Annotated in this window: 14 protein-coding genes and 2 pseudogenes; 2 read left to right on the forward strand and 14 right to left on the reverse strand. The window is 53.6% G+C overall.

Features of this window, described 5'->3' with window-relative positions:
• The first annotated feature begins 228 nt into the window (after positions 1-228).
• Together pth and ychF are read left to right on the forward strand one after the other, a co-directional pair.
• Positions 229-816, forward strand: coding sequence for an aminoacyl-tRNA hydrolase (pth, locus tag LQK91_RS06545; RefSeq protein ID WP_105099256.1), 588 nt, complete (start codon positions 229-231; stop codon positions 814-816).
• Between the two features lie 108 nt (positions 817-924).
• The gene (gene ychF / locus LQK91_RS06550) at positions 925-2,016 is read left to right on the forward strand and encodes a redox-regulated ATPase YchF (RefSeq protein WP_003850816.1); all 1,092 of its coding nucleotides are present in this window, start codon (positions 925-927) and stop codon (positions 2,014-2,016) included.
• A gap of 245 nt (positions 2,017-2,261) precedes the next feature.
• Here the strand turns inward: ychF and LQK91_RS06555 are convergent, their stop codons facing one another.
• The 14 genes and pseudogenes from LQK91_RS06555 to LQK91_RS06620 form a co-directional block, all read right to left on the reverse strand.
• Positions 2,262-3,170, reverse strand: coding sequence for a LysR family transcriptional regulator (locus LQK91_RS06555; RefSeq protein WP_105099257.1), 909 nt, complete (start codon positions 3,168-3,170; stop codon positions 2,262-2,264).
• A 132-nt stretch (positions 3,171-3,302) separates the two neighbouring features.
• Entirely contained in the window at positions 3,303-4,124 is an 822-nt protein-coding gene (locus LQK91_RS06560) for a M55 family metallopeptidase (RefSeq protein ID WP_105099258.1), read from the reverse strand.
• Positions 4,121-5,164 carry a P1 family peptidase gene (locus LQK91_RS06565; RefSeq protein ID WP_105099259.1) on the reverse strand — a complete coding sequence of 348 codons (1,044 nt, stop codon included), beginning with the start codon at positions 5,162-5,164 and terminating at the stop codon, positions 4,121-4,123. Before LQK91_RS06565 ends, LQK91_RS06560 begins: the two co-directional genes overlap by 4 nt.
• A 2-nt stretch (positions 5,165-5,166) precedes the next feature.
• A complete protein-coding gene (locus LQK91_RS06570; RefSeq protein WP_078804333.1) occupies positions 5,167-6,051 on the reverse strand; it encodes an ABC transporter permease subunit in 885 nt (294 codons plus the stop codon).
• Positions 6,048-6,980, reverse strand: coding sequence for an ABC transporter permease (locus LQK91_RS06575; RefSeq protein WP_003850806.1), 933 nt, complete (start codon positions 6,978-6,980; stop codon positions 6,048-6,050). Before LQK91_RS06575 ends, LQK91_RS06570 begins: the two co-directional genes overlap by 4 nt.
• A gap of 79 nt (positions 6,981-7,059) precedes the next feature.
• The gene (locus LQK91_RS06580) at positions 7,060-8,601 is read right to left on the reverse strand and encodes a glutathione ABC transporter substrate-binding protein (protein WP_105099260.1); all 1,542 of its coding nucleotides are present in this window, start codon (positions 8,599-8,601) and stop codon (positions 7,060-7,062) included.
• Positions 8,602-8,626: 25 nt separating this feature from the next.
• Complete coding sequence (locus tag LQK91_RS06585) at positions 8,627-10,489, reverse strand: ABC transporter ATP-binding protein (RefSeq protein ID WP_033762228.1); 1,863 nt, start codon at positions 10,487-10,489, stop codon at positions 8,627-8,629.
• A gap of 15 nt (positions 10,490-10,504) precedes the next feature.
• Positions 10,505-11,470: an N-acetyl-D-Glu racemase DgcA gene (gene dgcA, locus LQK91_RS06590; protein ID WP_105099261.1), complete on the reverse strand. Its 966-nt coding sequence runs from the start codon at positions 11,468-11,470 to the stop codon at positions 10,505-10,507.
• A 1-nt stretch (position 11,471) separates the two neighbouring features.
• Positions 11,472-12,479 carry an N-acetyltransferase DgcN gene (gene dgcN, locus LQK91_RS06595; protein ID WP_105099262.1) on the reverse strand — a complete coding sequence of 336 codons (1,008 nt, stop codon included), beginning with the start codon at positions 12,477-12,479 and terminating at the stop codon, positions 11,472-11,474.
• Between the two features lie 340 nt (positions 12,480-12,819).
• Positions 12,820-13,032 carry a hypothetical protein gene (locus LQK91_RS06600; RefSeq protein ID WP_105099263.1) on the reverse strand — a complete coding sequence of 71 codons (213 nt, stop codon included), beginning with the start codon at positions 13,030-13,032 and terminating at the stop codon, positions 12,820-12,822.
• Positions 13,033-13,510: 478 nt separating this feature from the next.
• Positions 13,511-14,092 (reverse strand): hypothetical protein, encoded by a 582-nt coding sequence (locus LQK91_RS06605; protein WP_105099264.1) that lies wholly within the window; start codon positions 14,090-14,092, stop codon positions 13,511-13,513.
• Positions 14,092-14,674: pseudogene (locus LQK91_RS06610) on the reverse strand (hypothetical protein). The gene LQK91_RS06605 and the pseudogene LQK91_RS06610 overlap by 1 nt, the downstream one beginning before the upstream one ends.
• Positions 14,675-15,122: 448 nt before the next feature.
• Complete coding sequence (locus LQK91_RS06615; protein WP_231001599.1) at positions 15,123-15,413, reverse strand: hypothetical protein; 291 nt, start codon at positions 15,411-15,413, stop codon at positions 15,123-15,125.
• Between the two features lie 232 nt (positions 15,414-15,645).
• Positions 15,646-16,374 (reverse strand): annotated as a pseudogene (locus LQK91_RS06620) (RHS repeat-associated core domain-containing protein); the annotation flags it as partial.
• Positions 16,375-16,561: the final 187 nt, after the last annotated feature.

Consider the following 16,561-nt stretch of genomic DNA (forward strand, 5'->3'; position numbering starts at 1 on the left):
GACCGCACACAATGTTAAGTGCCATAAGTTTAGGCAATGGGTAAAGATTACGTTGCGGACTGGATCACACATCAGTCATAAAGCATTCCCTGGCCCTGAGTCCAGCCTGTTGATTTAGATAGAAAATGATTAATCACTTCACTGAACCATTTCGGCGCCTGTGCTTTGTCATCCTGGCTGTGGCGAAGTAAACTAACGCCCTTTCGCAATAACAGCAGGATAATCATTGTGAGCAGCATTAAACTGATTGTGGGCCTTGCCAATCCGGGCGCTGAATATGCCGCCACGCGCCACAATGCGGGTGCCTGGTATCTGGATTTACTGGCTGAGCGCCACAATCAGTCACTGAAAGAGGAAGGCAAATTCTATGGCTACACCGCCCGCCTGATGATCGCCGGAGAGGATGTGCGCCTGCTGGTGCCGACCACCTTTATGAACCTGAGCGGTAAAGCGGTTGCGGCGATGGCGACCTTTTATCGCATCGCGCCGGAAGAGATTCTGGTGGCACACGATGAACTTGATCTGCCACCCGGCGTAGCCAAGTTTAAACAAGGCGGCGGGCATGGCGGTCACAACGGTCTGAAAGACATCATCAGCAAACTGGGCAACAACAACAATTTTCATCGGCTCCGCATCGGCATCGGGCATCCCGGCGATCGTAATAAGGTAACCGGATTTGTACTGGGCAAGCCGCCTGCCAGTGAGCAGAAGCTGATTGATGATGCCATTGATGAAGCGGTGCGCTGCACCGAAATGTGGCTGAAAGAGGATCGCATCAAGGCGATGAATCGGCTGCACGCCTTCAAGCCTGCTTAAACGCCCGAATCGTCGTGATTCCGTGTATAATGCGCGAAATTTTTCTATTCGTCTCCGACAGTCCGTCGCCTGACGTACTGTCCATCCAGTTATAAAGGGTATCAAACCATGGGATTCAAATGCGGTATCGTGGGCCTGCCGAACGTCGGTAAATCCACTCTGTTCAACGCGCTGACCAAAGCGGGCATCGAAGCGGCTAACTTCCCTTTCTGCACCATTGAGCCAAACACCGGTGTGGTGCCAATGCCTGACCTGCGTCTCGACCAGCTTTCTGAGATTGTTAAGCCACAGCGCGTGGTGCCGACTACCATGGAATTCGTCGATATCGCGGGTCTGGTGAAAGGCGCGTCAAAAGGTGAAGGCCTGGGCAACCAGTTCCTGACCAACATCCGCGAAACCGAAGCGATCGGCCACGTGGTGCGCTGCTTTGAAAACGACAACATCATCCACGTGGCGGGTAAAGTGAACCCGGCTGAAGATATTGATGTGATCAACACCGAACTGGCCCTGTCCGATCTTGAGACCTGTGAACGTGCGATTCAGCGTGTGCAGAAGAAAGCCAAAGGCGGCGACAAAGATGCCAAAGCCGAGCTGGCTGCACTGGAAAAATGCCTGCCGCATCTTTCTGAAGCAGGCATGCTGCGTTCACTGGATCTGGATGCAGACGACAAAGCGGCCATCCGCTATCTGAGCTTCCTGACCCTGAAACCCACCATGTACATTGCTAACGTCAATGAAGATGGTTTCGAGAACAACCCGTACCTGGATCAGGTGCGCGCTATCGCCGAAGCAGAAGGTTCTGTGGTGGTGCCTGTGTGTGCCGCTGTTGAGTCTGACATTGCTGAGCTGGAAGATGAAGACCGTGACGAGTTCATGGCCGAACTGGGACTGGAAGAACCGGGCCTGAACCGCGTGATCCGCGCCGGTTACTCGTTGCTTAACCTGCAGACCTACTTCACCGCTGGCGTGAAAGAAGTGCGTGCATGGACCATCCCGGTTGGCGCAACAGCCCCACAGGCAGCCGGTAAAATCCATACCGACTTTGAGAAAGGTTTTATCCGCGCCCAGACCATCGCGTTTGAAGACTTTATCGCCTATAAAGGCGAGCAAGGTGCGAAAGAAGCCGGCAAGATGCGTTCAGAAGGTAAAGAGTACATCGTGAAAGATGGCGATGTGATGAACTTCCTGTTTAACGTCTGATTTTTTCATGCGGTTTTAGCAACCCCATAAAACCTGACAGACTCGCTAAAACCTACGCAATAGCGTGGGTTTTTCTTTTTAACGCTCTCACAGTAGTGTCTGTCAGCAGATTCCCGCAACGCTGGAATCATGACCTAAAAGTTTACTGCTTTAGCTCCTCTCCTTCTTCTGCAAAACCCGCCAAAAGAATCTAAAGCTACCTGAGCGCACCTCTTACCCTTCTCTTCACCTGAAACGGCACCTGTTCAGCCACGGATAAACTGCGCCTCACACTGCCGGGCGATCTCCCACAGCCTGTTACGGATGACCTGCTTAAGTTGCAGAGTGGACTGCGACTGCGGCTGGTCACGGCGGCTGATCAGCATCACTTCAAACGGCAGAGGTTGTGCTATGGGCAGCAGCTTTAACTGTTCGGCATAGCGGCAGGCGGTGAAGAGATCCACGACGCCCGTGCCGCCGCCTGCCAGCACCATATCTGCAATGACCGAATAGGTTTTAATCGACAACGACACGGCGGGGTTCAGTTTCTTATCGCGCAGCGCACGGTGAAGTACGCGTCCAAGCGGATCCTGCGCCTGCATCATCAGTAAATTATTGTTGCACAACCACTCCAGCGTAACGGGTTCATGCCAGTGGTGAGTGAGCGGTAGCAGCGCCACCATGGAGGACTGAAACAGAGGCTCGGCCAGAAGATCCGCATCGACCTGCTGACCAAAGACCAGCGCAAAATCGAGCTGATTCTCCAGAATCATCTGGCATAAGGTACTGAAGTGCTCGGTGACCAGTTCCACACTGACCGAGGCCATCTGTTGCCGCCAGGTGACCAGCGCGGGAGCCATCACCATCTGACCAAACGCGTGAGCGGCGCCAACGCGAACGAGTTGCCCTTCGCCACGCCTTAGCTGTTCGGTGAGCCGGGTAATGGATTGCAGGCGCTGGCAGAGATCCTCTATTTCAGGCAGCAGACGTCGCCCTTCTGCCGTCACACTCATTCCCTGTAGCCGTCGCTCAAACAGCGCAAATCCCAGCTGCTGTTCAGCGTGATTCAGCACACGGCTGATATTCGGCTGCGACACATTCAGCAGGCGCGCCGCTGCGCTGATGCTGCCGGTCTGTACGATGGCCTGAAAGACTTCTATATGGCGGAGCCGCATGATGATTTACCCTGGATGGAATACCGGACACGGAGGCCTCTTCAACCAGCTGTACCGGCGGAGAGTGAGAGCAATCATTATCCTGCTGCAAAAACTGTACCGCAAAACCAGTGCAGCCCCGGCATAAAGTTGCTACGACTGCGTACTCGCCAGATAGGAGAATGCACTGAGTAAGCTGATCAACGTTTCCATTTTCTCCGCCTGATACGCCACGGTAACGGCATCAAGGCGCGTGACGCCGGGGATAAGACTGAACAGATCGGCCAGTACAGGTTTAGTGGCCTGAAGCCGCATCGTGTAAGGTGCCGTCAGGCGGGTTGTGCTCACCTGATGGAGATGTTGCAGTGCGGCACTTGCCGCGGCAGCGATCGCATGCTGTGCCGCCTGCGGACTGACCGATTCCGCGCAGGTATGCGAAATGGCGCGCTTTACACAGACGTAATCGACCGCTGGGTAATATTTCGCTATCCAGCTCTGTAACTGATCGTCACCGGTGACCAGCAGCAATGGCGTGCCCTGTTCAGCAGCGGCAGCCGCATAAATATCGGTTTCGCCCATCACCAGATCATTAATATGGATACGCCAGAATGCCCGACCGTTAATGGTATGCGCCAGTACGCCAGATTCACCTGCTGCGCTGTGAAATCCCACCAGAAACAGCCCGTCGAACGTCTGCTGTTCTATCCCCTCCACCATCGACAGGCAGCGGGGTTTGCCCTGCACCAGTCGGGCGCGGGGATCGATATTTTCCGCACGCAAATTGGTCATCTGCGCATGGCTGTCTGCAACCACCACTTCGGTTGCCCCACCCGCAAACGCACCCGCAATCGCGGCATTCACTTCCTGCTCCATCAGACCACGGGCGATCTGATGCTCCGGGTGGCCGGGTGAACATTGCTCCGGGCGCATGACCCCCGCGATACCTTCAATGTCGGCCGAGATAAAAATTTTCATGAGGTTAATTTATCCAGAATCTGCGTCAGTGAGGGACGATGATGACCGCGAAAGCCAGTAACAGCCTCTGCGCTCAACAAGGCATCGAGTACAGCCTGTTCCGTTGCATCCGCTGCGGCAGCAAACAGCGGCTCCAGCGTGTCGTCCTGTGGCGGCAGTGGCAGCGGTTGCGTGGAAAACGCCACGGCAATATCGCCCGAGCCGTGTCCCCAGTAACTGCCCAGCCTTCCAAGACCGGCACCGGCTCGCTTCGCGATGCGCTTTAGCTGCCGTGTGTCTAGCGGGGCATCTGTTGCCATGATGATGATGACAGAGCCGGCATCACGCTGCGGCGCCTCTCCGGCGAGCAGCGGCGCAATCATCTCGCCCGCCCGGACGCTATCCAGTGTGAGTGCCTCCAGCGCGCCGAAATTGGCCAATACCAGCACGCCAAGCGTGGCGTTGAGTGAAGGAATTACCCGTGAGGCGGTTCCGATGCCCCCTTTCAGACTGAAACAGCTCATCCCGCGTCCCGCGCCGACGCTGCCACGCGCGAAGTCTGCGGAGGCCGTCTGCAGCGCCGCCTTAGCCATATCCTCACTGATTGCCAGCGCCTGGATATCATTCAGCCAGCCATCGTTGCACTCCAGCACCAGTGGATTCACCGTAGGCAACGTCCGGCCCAGTTCCGGGTTACGACGGATGGCATCGCGCACCAGCGCGGTAAACAGCGTGCCAACCGCCAGCGTGTTACTGAGCAGAATCGGCGTCTGAAGCACGCCAAGTTCCTCTATCTGAACCAGTCCGACGGGTTTCGCAAAGCCGTTCAGCACCTCAGCCCCACACGGCAGCGGCGTGAGAAACAGATTATCGCCCGGCGGCAGGATAGCGGTGACGCCAGTCTGCTTTTCGCCTTCATTCAGCGTGTAATGTCCGACACGCACGCCCGCAACATCGCTGATGCGATTAGTGGGTCCGCAGGCGCTTCGCGGCTGCCCAAGCTGACGCAGGTCACGCCAGCGATCAAGCAGCAGGTCACGCTGCAGTTGTTGGTAATCCATCGTCAGCCTTTGAGTTTGGGATCGAGTGTATCGCGCAACGCGTCGCCAAGCAGATTGAATGCCAGCACGGTGATAAAAATCGCCAGTCCTGGAAATACGCTCATGTGCCAGGATCCGGCCATCATCATGCTGCGGCTCATCGCCAGAATATTGCCCCATTCCGGCACGTCTGGCTCCGGACCCAGTCCGATAAAACTCAGGCCCGCCGCAGTCAGAATACTGGTACCAATGCGCATGGTAAAATAGACAATCACGCTGGAGAGCGTGCCGGGCAGAATATGCCGCAGAATAATCACGCGGTCTGGCGCACCGGCACAGCGCACAGCTTCAACATAGGCAGCCTGCTTCAGAGAGAGCGTCGACGCCCGCACGATGCGGGCAAATACCGGCACGCTGAATACCGCAACCGCGATAATGACATTATTCAGGCCCGTCCCCAGCAGCGCCACCACCGCAATGGCCAGCAACATGCCGGGAAACGCGAATAAGACGTCGGCACCGCGCATGATCAGCATATCGACCCAGCCGCCGTAATAGCCCGCCAGTAACCCGAGCATGACCCCGACCAGCATGCCGATCGTCACCGACAGCACGCCGATATAGAGCGAGATACGCGCGCCATAGATAATGCGACTGAGCAGGTCGCGTCCCAGTTCATCGGTCCCCATCCAGTGTGCCGCCGTTGGCGGTGACGACAGCGCCATCCAGTCCGGGGCCATAGGATCCCAGGGCGCCAGCCAGGGCGCAAAGATCGCCACCACAATCAACAGCAGCACAAAGCCGCCTGAGACCAGTGCCAGAGGGTTACGCACGAACGCATGCAGGAAATCACGCCACGGCGAACGAATGATCTGAGGCGGGTTGTCAGTCAGCAATTGACTACTCATTTCGGCTCCTGTCGCAGACGAATGGCCGGATTGACCACCGCGTAAAGCAGATCGACCAGCAGATTAATCACAATAAATTCAAACACGAACAGCATCACGAGTGCCTGAATCACCGGCTGATCCTGCGCTTTGATCGACTCAATCAATAACCAGCCTAACCCTGGCCAGTTGAAAACACTCTCGACGACGATGGAGCCACCCAGCAGAAAACCGAACTGCAGACCCAGCATGGTAATCACCGGAATGAGCGCATTGCGCATCACATGCTTCCACGTTACCAGCCGGTTACGCAGTCCTTTGGCTTTGGCGGTGCGCACGTAATCTTCCTGCGCCACTTCAAGAAAGGCCGAACGGGTAAAGCGCGCCATGACCGCCGCAACCGACGAACCCAGCGTGATGGCGGGCAGGACAATATCGCTGGCCTGGTTAAAACCGCTGACCGAAAACAGCCCAAAAGGCATCGCGACGAACTGAATAAGCAACAGCCCCAGCCAGAAGGCGGGCATCGAAATACCGCCTACCGCCACGCTCATCAGCGTCCAGTCCTGCCATCTTCCCCGTTTCAGGGCCGCCATCACGCCGAATAACAACCCGAGAATAACGGACCAGGTAAAACCTGCTAAGGCCAGCCACAGCGTCGGCATAAAGCCCTGTCGAATCACCTCCCGCACCGGTTGCTGAGTGCGATAGGTGGTGCCCAGATCGCCCTGCAACAGGCTGCCGATCCAGTGGAGGTACTGCTGCGGCAGCGGATCGTTAAGTCCGAGATGCTGACGCGCCGCCTCGATGGCCTCGATGGGCGCATCCGGTCCGGCATAAGCGCGCGCCGGGTCGCCCGGCATGAGCTTGATAAAACCGAATACCAGCAACGAGACCACCAGCAAAACCGGGATCATCTCCAGTAATCGGCGAATGATGTATGCAAACATGCCATTCCCTGAAATGAGGTGTGACTGGCCTCCTCACGTCTCCGCCCCTTTCGGGAGTGGTGACGAGAGAAGAACCGTCTTATTTATAGGACGCCTGAGTGAACAGGAAATTGCCATCAGGCAGCATTGAAACGCCGCTCAGGGTGCTACGCTTGCCCACCAGGTTATCTGGCGTACCAAGGAACGCCACCGGCGCTTCTTTCCACAAGACCTTTTGCGCCTGTGCATAGGCAATGCCGCGCTTTGCCGGATCGGCCGTCACCAGCCCGGCTGCAATCGCTTTGTCTGCGTCAGGATTACTGAAGTAGGAGACGTTATAGGAGGTCGGCACCCAGGATTCGGTGGCAAACAGCGGACGCAGCGCCCAGTCGGCATCACCTGTTGAGGTCGACCAGCCACCATAATAGAGGTCAAACTCGGCCTTTTTCGGGTCCTGTACACCCCACAACTTAGCGTTGCGCGTGCCGGAATCCATCGGCGTCACCGTGGCCCGAATGCCTGCCGTGGCCAGTTGCGCTTTCAGCACCTGAGCGGCACGCACGCTGGCCGTGGCATTGGTCACCCAGAGCTTAAGATCAAGACCATTCGGATATCCTGCCGCTTTCAGCAAAGCTTTGGCCTTATCCGGCGCATAACTGTACTCAGGATCGGTTTGTTTCTGGTAGAACTGTACGCCTTCCGGTATAGCGGATGTGGCAGGTTTACCCAGACCGGCAAAGGCCACTTTCAGCCACAGATTACGATCAATCGCGTAGTTGATGGCCTGACGCACCCGAACATCCGCCAGCGGCTTGTGCTGCGTGTTGATCGCCATGTAATAGAGATAAATGCTCGGATCGCGCTGAATGGAGAGATGGCTGTCCTGTTTCACGGCAGCGATCAGGTCTGAAGGCAGGGGCCAGATGGCATCCACCTGCCCCGATTTTAATGCGGCGACGCGTGTCGCATCTTCCGGACTCGGCGAGAAGATGACATGGTCAACTTTAGGCCATCCCTTCTGCCAGTAACCGTCATACTTCCCCAGCGTGACCGCTTTGCCCGGTGTCCAGTTAACAAATTTAAACGGACCGGTGCCGACCGGATGCAGTCGCAACTGCGCTTCGTCCGGGTATTGCTTAAGAATGGATGGACTCCACATCACCGCCGAAGGATGCGCCAGCGTGTTGATAAAGGCCCCGAACGACTGATTCAGATCGATTTTTACCTGGTCGGGTGCCAGTACCGTGACCTTATCGATCATTTTGTAGAGGCTATTACGCTTCAGCCCTTTTTTCTGATCTGCCAGACGATCAAGGTTCGCTTTGACGGCTTCGGCATCAAACGGGGTACCGTCCTGGAAAGTGACACCTTTGCGCAGCGTCAGCGTAAATTCGGTGGCACTGCCATTAGAGGTATAACCGGTCGCCAGCCAGGGCTGCAGCTTCATAGCGGGATCAAACTGGAACAACCGCTCAAAGATGCCGCTCTGCACCGAGTAGCTGACATTATCTGAGGTGTCATGTGGATCCAGCCCCGTGATATCGGCATACATTGAAATGCGCAGATCCTGTGCCTGCGCAGTCATGACCAGCGTCGTCGTCAATGCGAGGGTTAGCGAAGTACGGCGAAACAGCGTTTTCATAGATTCTCCTGGTCGTTGAGGATAATTACAATGCAATGCCGTCAGCGACCCAGTGCTGGGGCGCAACCTGGCGATAACGGGGTTTAGTGACCGTTTCACCCACCTTACGCAGCGGCGAGGGAATTTCGCTGTCATCGAAAAGACGGGGCTGACGGTTCTCTGGATCGGCGACCGGAACGGAAGCCAGCAGACGTTGGGTATAGGGATGTTGCGGCTGATTAAAGACCGACTGACGTGGTCCAAGCTCCACAATCTGGCCGAGGTACATCACCGCGACGCGATTCGCAATACGCTCGACGACCGCCATATCGTGAGAGATGAAAATCCATGCCACGCCCGTTTGCTGCTGCAGGTCCATCATCAGGTTCACCACCTGTGCCTGAATTGAGACATCCAGCGCCGATACCGCCTCATCCGCAATAATGACTTTCGGTTTCAGCGCCATAGCGCGGGCAATGGCAATACGCTGACGCTGACCACCCGAAAATTCGTGCGGATAACGACGCGCATGCTCTGGCAGGAGACCGACGCTCTTCAGCAGCGCATCAATCTGTGGGGAAGCCTGTTCAAGTGAAGAGACCATGCCATGTAATAGCAATGGCTCGGCAATGGTAAAACCCACTGTCAGGCGGGGATTCAGTGAGGCATAAGGATCCTGAAACACCATCTGGATTTCACGGCGCAGCGGCTGGAACGCGGCCTCTTTCAGGTCAGAGATTTCCTTTCCTTCAAAATGAATACTTTCAGCGTCACTGTTGATGAGGCGCATCAGCGCCCGTCCGGTGGTCGATTTGCCGCAGCCGCTTTCACCCACGATGGCCAGGGTTTCACCGGGCCACAGACTGAAATCAATCTGTTCCACTGCATGCACATGATGCGTAAGGCTTGAAAAGATGCCGCTGCGGATCGGGTAATAGACTTTTAGGCCGCGCACATCCAGCAGCGGCGCGACATCATAGCGAGCGGTTTGCTGTTCGCTTTGCACAGCCTCGCCCGCACCCGGCAGAGGAAAGCGTTGCGGCCACGTGTGTTCCCGCATATCGCCGAGTTTTGGCACTGCCGCCAGTAACGCCTGGGTATAAGCGTGCTTCGGGGCGGCAAAAATCTCAGATACGGTTCCCTGCTCGACCACTTCGCCACGTAGCATGACCACCACGCGATCGGCGATTTCCGCTACCACGCCCATATCATGGGTGATAAACAGCACCGCCATCTGTTTCTCGCGTTGCAGGTCACGCAGAATATGGAGTATGCGCGCCTGAACGGTGACATCCAGCGCAGTGGTCGGCTCATCAGCAATCAGGAGTTGCGGGTCACAGGCAAGGGCCTGCGCAATCATCACACGCTGCCGCATGCCGCCTGACAGCGAGTGCGGATAGCTTTTCATGACGCGATCCACATCGGCGATTCGCACCTGTCGCAGCAGTTCACGCACGCGCGCATGGGCCTGCTTTTTGTCACACAGATGGTGATCGCGTAATGCCTCTGTAAGCTGATCATCAACGCGCAGCACCGGATTCAGCGACGTCATGGGCTCCTGAAAGATCATCGCCATTTCACGGCCACGCAGTGTGCGGCGCTGAGCGTCATCCAGCGTTTCTAACGCATGCACGTTTCCGCTCCGGTCGCAAAACTGCATACTGCCGCGATCGACACGGCCGTTATTTGCCAGCAGGCCCATCACAGCCAGCGACGTGACCGATTTACCGGAGCCGCTTTCGCCCACGACAGCGACAATTTCACCGGGATGAATGGCAAAACTGATGCCTTTGAGTGCCTGATTTTCACCGCTGCGTCCATGAAACGAGACGCTGAGATCCTGAATCGCCAGCACGGGGGATGGCAAGGCAGCGCGGGTTGCAGGAGAAGTACGTTGTGTGTCCGTCATCGTCGCCTCGCAGAGTTATAGCCAGATGCGGCCTTCGGAGTAGCTCAAAAAAGGAGAACTGTCGGCGGCAAGCCAGATAGGGCCATCCAGATCGACGAACTCTGCGTTAACCGCGACGGGCAATGCCGCTTCCATGGCCAGTGACGAGCCCAGCATGCAACCGACCATGATGCGCATATTCAGCGTCCGGGCTTCATCCGCCATCGCCAGCGCTTCCGTCAGGCCACCGCACTTATCCAGCTTGATGTTGATCATTTCGTAACGATCGCGTAATCCGGCAATATCCGCCCGCGTATGGCAGCTTTCATCGGCACAGACCGGTATGGGATGCTTGAAGCGTTGCAGGTCATGATCCTGTCCAGCGGGAAGGGGTTGCTCGACCATCGCAATATTGAAGGCTTTCAATGCCACCAGCAGGCTTTCAAGGTCCAGCCCCGACCAGGCTTCATTGGCATCGATAATGAGCGTGGCATGCGGTGCCGCCGCACGAATGGCCGCCACTTTTTTCAGAATCTCACTGCGGTCGAGCTTAATTTTGAGCAGGATGGCGCCACGTAGCACGGCATCCGCCGCCGCGAGAGCCATATTTTCCATCGTATCCAGGCTAAGGGTTTCTGCCGTAATGACTGACTCAGGCTGAGAGCACGCACTCATTTGCCACAGCGTCTGATTCGCCCGGGCGGCATCCAGTCGCCACAGCGCACAGTCCAGCACGTTGCGCGCTGAACCGGCGGGTAAACGGTGTTGCAGATCATGACGGCTCAGGCCCGACTCCACCTCAGTACGAACGGCTTCGAGCATGGCCTGAACGCTCTCCGGCGACTCATCGTAACGCGCCGTCGGGGTACATTCGCCCTGCCCGATGAAACCCTCCTGCTCCAGTGTGACCCGGATGACCGTCACGGCGGTTCGGGTACCACGTGCGATAGCAAAGGGTCGCGCCAGCGGCAGCTCCACCACCTCAATCTGCAACTGTCGCATTTCAGCCACGCTCCTGAAGCAGTGCGGCGATCTCATCAATACCAAAGCGCACCGGATCCGTGGCCGGTAAGCCGAACTCAGCGCTGATTTCGGCGCAATAAACGAGCGCCTCTTCTTCACTGTAATTGGAGGTGTTGATTGCAAAGCCAGCGAGCTGAACCGACTCACTGGTCACCTGCGCGGCACGCAGATTGGCTTCCACGCACGCCTGCAGGCTGACCATGGGCTGGTGTGGCAAATGACGCATATGGGGACGTCCCATTTCATGACACATCACCAGCCAGTGTGGTTGCGCACCGTGCATCAGCCCCATACTCACGCCCGCATAGGAGGGATGGAACAATGATCCCTGCCCTTCAACGATATCCCAGTGGTCCTCGTCATTCGCCGGTGACAGCGCTTCTGCGGCACCGGCAATAAAGTCAGCGATGACCGCATCCACAGCAATACCCTCCCCTGCGACCAGAATACCGGTCTGTCCCGTGGCACGAAAATCAGCTTTCATGCCGCGCGCACGCATCGCAGCTTCCAGCGCCAGAGAGGTGTACATCTTGCCCACAGAGCAGTCCGTACCCACGGTCAGGATGCGCTTACCTGAGCGCTTCTTACCGCTGCCCACACTGAGCGCCGGACGCATATGACGCAGGTCGAACAGCTCAACGCCAGCAACCTGCGCAAGCGCGACCAGTTCCGGTTCGTCCACCAGCCGGTGGTGCAGACCACTGGCCACATTCATACCTGCCTGAATGGCACTTTTAATCGTTTCCAGCCAGTGCGCTGGCAGATAGCCGCCGGCATTCGCCGTGCCCAGCACCAGCGTTTTTGCGCCGCGCACTTTAGCGCCGGGAATATCCAGTTCATCCAGACCCAGACTGACCGTGCAGCCCGGCAGTTTAATTTCGCCAACGCACTGGTCCGGCCGCCAGATATGAATACCGCGCGCCGTTTTTGCCGCGAGGGGATCGGTAACATCGCCAAGAAAGAGTAAATAGGGTTGTGGGATTAGCATGTTGTCTCTCGTTTCAGCCAAAAGATCAGGTTCTGAAACCACTATTTCATGCGTTCTGAAAGGTGACGAATGCTTGTTTAGCAGGAGGGTATAACGGCAGGTTATAGCCAGAGGGAATAGTGATGACAGGTGGGTTTTTCAGGGGGTTTGGCACAGGGAATGGGTTCAAGCAAGGGGTGGGTCATAGGAAAAAGATTGTGTTCGGGGAGAAGGGATGGATATGGGCAAGGGGAGGAAATGGTTTATCCAGCACTTAATGCCACTGGTAGATTTGAAAAGTCGAACTACTGAAACATAGTTTGGCCGCCTTTGGAGTTAGTGAAATCACAAAATAATCAGCTCACTGCTGGCAGTTTATTTTATCTCTAACTTGAGTGCGAATGATTACTTCATAAGCGTCTTGTTCGCATAGCCTGGCTTTATTAAACTCTTCTTCGCTTATCTCAAACTTAACATCTTTATTAGAAATCCCACCAGCATCATAGTTGATAAAATACTTTCCATCCTCTTGGGTAATAAACATGCCGTAGCCACTAAATATAGTCTTTCCCATCATTTACTCCTTTCTTTAAACTATATTAATAAAAAATTCATTTACTGACTTTGTGATCTATAATTTCATCTGGAATTCACCCAGAAGTATATACGCCAGGCGGCCAAAAATTATTTGCACCCGTCTCATGCCATATAGAATACGCAGGTTCTGCTGAACTACTGATTTTCGCTGGGTGGACTCGCAATTCAGCGGGTTGCCTGCGCTATACCAGAGTCGTTGTTCCTTAACTGCCTGCGCACCTTCCTGCGACAATAACCAACTGCCGTTATCGTATTTCTATCATGTCTGGCTGAACGTATATCATCACGATTTTCAAGGCTCAGGACGTTACTGTAATCGAAGTCGCGCCGAAGAAACCTGAATTTTGCATGGCAATCCTCATTATCGAAATCTATCAACGACAGGTCTGAGAGAAAAAAAGAAAAGATTCGCGGAAGGGGTATTCCGCGATAACAGCACTAAAAACAACTACGGGTTATTTCATGCGACGCTGCTGGGCGACGCTAGCGAGGCGTTGTGTGCGGCAGTACATGGCAAACAGGACAAAACCCTGCCTATTCAGTACCCAGCGGGCACCCACTAAAGCAGCGAGTGCCAGAAGCAGCCACAGGCCCGAGTGGCTAGCCGTAACAACACTGTAGCTCAGGAGTAAAACAGTCGATATAAGCAACATTGCACAGACGTAAGCCAGTCCCGCCACACCAGTTGTATGGCCCCGCGCAAGCAGGTAACTGGCCGTGATTATCGCGCCAATAACAACAATTGAGGGAACAAAAAAACTCAACGCATGTATCTGTGGGCTCAGAGGAGGTAACGCGTGCAGAAATGTCAGCAGATTAAATGCAAATGCAACCAGCAGCAGCATCAGCACTATTGCAACCGGGAAGCCGTTTTGCCGGGGCAGCGACTCAGAAGGCTGTTTAAAATAGCGTTCAAGCTCTGAAGTGGAACGGGCAAGTATGGAATCATCCTGCCGTGCGATTGCCTGATCTATTTCGCGCCCCTGTTGCAGGAGTTCAGTGATATTTCGCCCGACAAGCCATGATAAAAATTGCATTAAATTACCGCCAGTGACTGGATTGTTCCCACGATGTAGCGTCCGGTACGCGGCACGTTACCTGGAGCAGCAATGATACCACTGACAGCACTGCCAGCCACAGCCGCTGCGCTCGTGACGACCTGTGCGAGTTGCTTAACAAGTTCTTTTTGCACCGGTTCTACAGGAAAACGTTTTGGATAGAGTCCTGCACGGATGGCGGCTTTAAGCTCTTTATTAGTTATACCCGGGTTTTGTGCCTTGATGATTAATTCAGTAAGGCGCGCCCGGTCCTGCCTTGGATAGTTCCTGAGCCACTCCGTGGCTTTTAAAGAAGAGACCGATTTGATTGCTCGCCATGTTGCCAGAGCTTCTTTTAATGCACCGCCCACACTGGCAAGTGAAATGATGACGCTGACCAGGCCGGACAAGATAACGCTGTGCGCCATCTGCATAGATGATGCCAGCCTGATAAAACTCCCGCGTACAATCCATTGCCGCACCCAGCGCTTTGAAATCAAAATCGGGTGCCCCATAACCGGTCAGTCTCGCGATGTCATAACCCGGTAAGTTATTTTCGGGATTCATTCCTGGCAGGTTCATTTTATCTCCTTATAAGCTCAACAGGGTAAAAATATATTTCTTGAGATATTAAATTTGAAGAGAAAAACCAGTCATTATCACATCAGTTTTATATATCGTTAAGCATACAACCCACAAAAAACCCTATCATTTTTTGATTGAAAAAAATGCTAGATGCTCCATTTATTATCACTGCAATAATGACATCAAATAGCAACCATAAATTCCATCAGAAAAAGATCATGACAAATTATTTAGCATCTGAAATAGAATTCACCATACCCCTGCCATCGTGAATATATCGCTAGCAGGTCTGCTTGCCATTCCTTCCAGCAGCAAAGGAATAAAAAATCGCTATCGAACATTCGCATCCATCATATAGAGCCAACTTATAAATATTGGCAACTTGTTAATATGTCATTGTACAAAAATTATAAAATAACATCTTGATAAGACTGGTAATTTAAAATCAGCCCCACTCAATGTATATCCCACAATTAAATGATCTCTCTTCCGACTGTACCGTTATCTCTCCCCATTCAAAATTCCAAACATGACCATAAGGAGGATCTTTTAATTCACCCCTATAATTATTGGGATATCTATTAAGCATCCATTCAAACATTCTTTTTTCTTCTTCCTTTAAAGCCTTTACATTGGCTCTTTTTTCCCAATCAGATAGACTTTTATAAAAATCACCGGTTTTGCTAGTGAGGAAAACAAGCGCCTTGAAAGAAAAAACAGCCGGATTGAATTCCACAGTAAATGGTTCATCGTGCCAACTGACGTCTTCTAAAAAAAAACGATATTTTCCAACTGATGTCAGATCATCAACTGAATTAAAAAAAAGGACTTAGTAAAAGCCTCGTAAGATGAAAGATCTATTTCACTCCCATCTATATGTAAAGCTCCACTTGACTCGTCTAAATTCATTATTTTCATATGTCAATTACTTTTCCAGGTTTCAGTTTAAGCCGAGCTTCTTCCGGAATTTAGAACTGCAGCCCTCCCCCTTCTCCATGTTTAGGATTAGCTTCAGCACGCCCTCTGGCTACAAATATATCTTCTGTAACGTAATAAGCTCTCACCTTTGAACGCATTGGATATGCTGGGTTCAACTCAACTTGCAAAGCTTCATGATAGCCAAGTGGATCACCTTTATGTTGTCTGACTGTAGGATGGCTTACAGTATAAGCAGGTAACTGATCTCCATTAGGATGAAGGGCATAAAGTATCGTACCTTTTTTTATTACCGTATTCTCATAAATATCGACACCTGGATAAGATTTATTCCTTGGTCCCTGCCACTGCGTTGCTTCTTTCGCAGGGTTGTTACACTTCATCAACCCCCACGGATCCACCCACCCCAGCGCATTCGGCGCATACTGGTAAAGGTTAATCCCGCCAGCCAGCCCTATCGGGTCCTGCTGGGTAAACCGTCCGCTGTCCGGATCATAATAACGAAACAGATTGTAGTGCAGTCCAGTTGATTCGGCCCCTCCGGTGCCTCACCCCCTTGAGGCCATCGCTGAAGCGATGTTCAAATTTGCTTATGCAAATTAGTCCCGGTCCAGGTACTGGCCCTGCATCCGCAGATTCTGCTCCACCACCGGAACTCGCTCGCTGGATTCACACAGCAGCTTGACCCACGGGCTGTTGATCCCTTCCCAGGCTTTTTGCCCTTCACTGTCAATCAGCAACTTCGGCATCCCGTTGGCCGCAGATATGTAGACACTGCTTTCTCAGCATCTGACATTTTAAAAAGCAATGGGTTATCGTAATCATTATAAATTTCCAAATAAGCTTTTACTGAGTTGTGGATGTCATTGTGCTCAAGACTTTCATTCACTATTTTTTTATTGTAAGTTCATACTTTTTAATAACATCATCAAGCTTATTTTTTCCATA

It is taken from the genome of Pantoea sp. MHSD4 (assembly GCF_021043305.1).
In the GTDB taxonomy this organism is placed as follows: domain Bacteria; phylum Pseudomonadota; class Gammaproteobacteria; order Enterobacterales; family Enterobacteriaceae; genus Pantoea; species Pantoea eucalypti.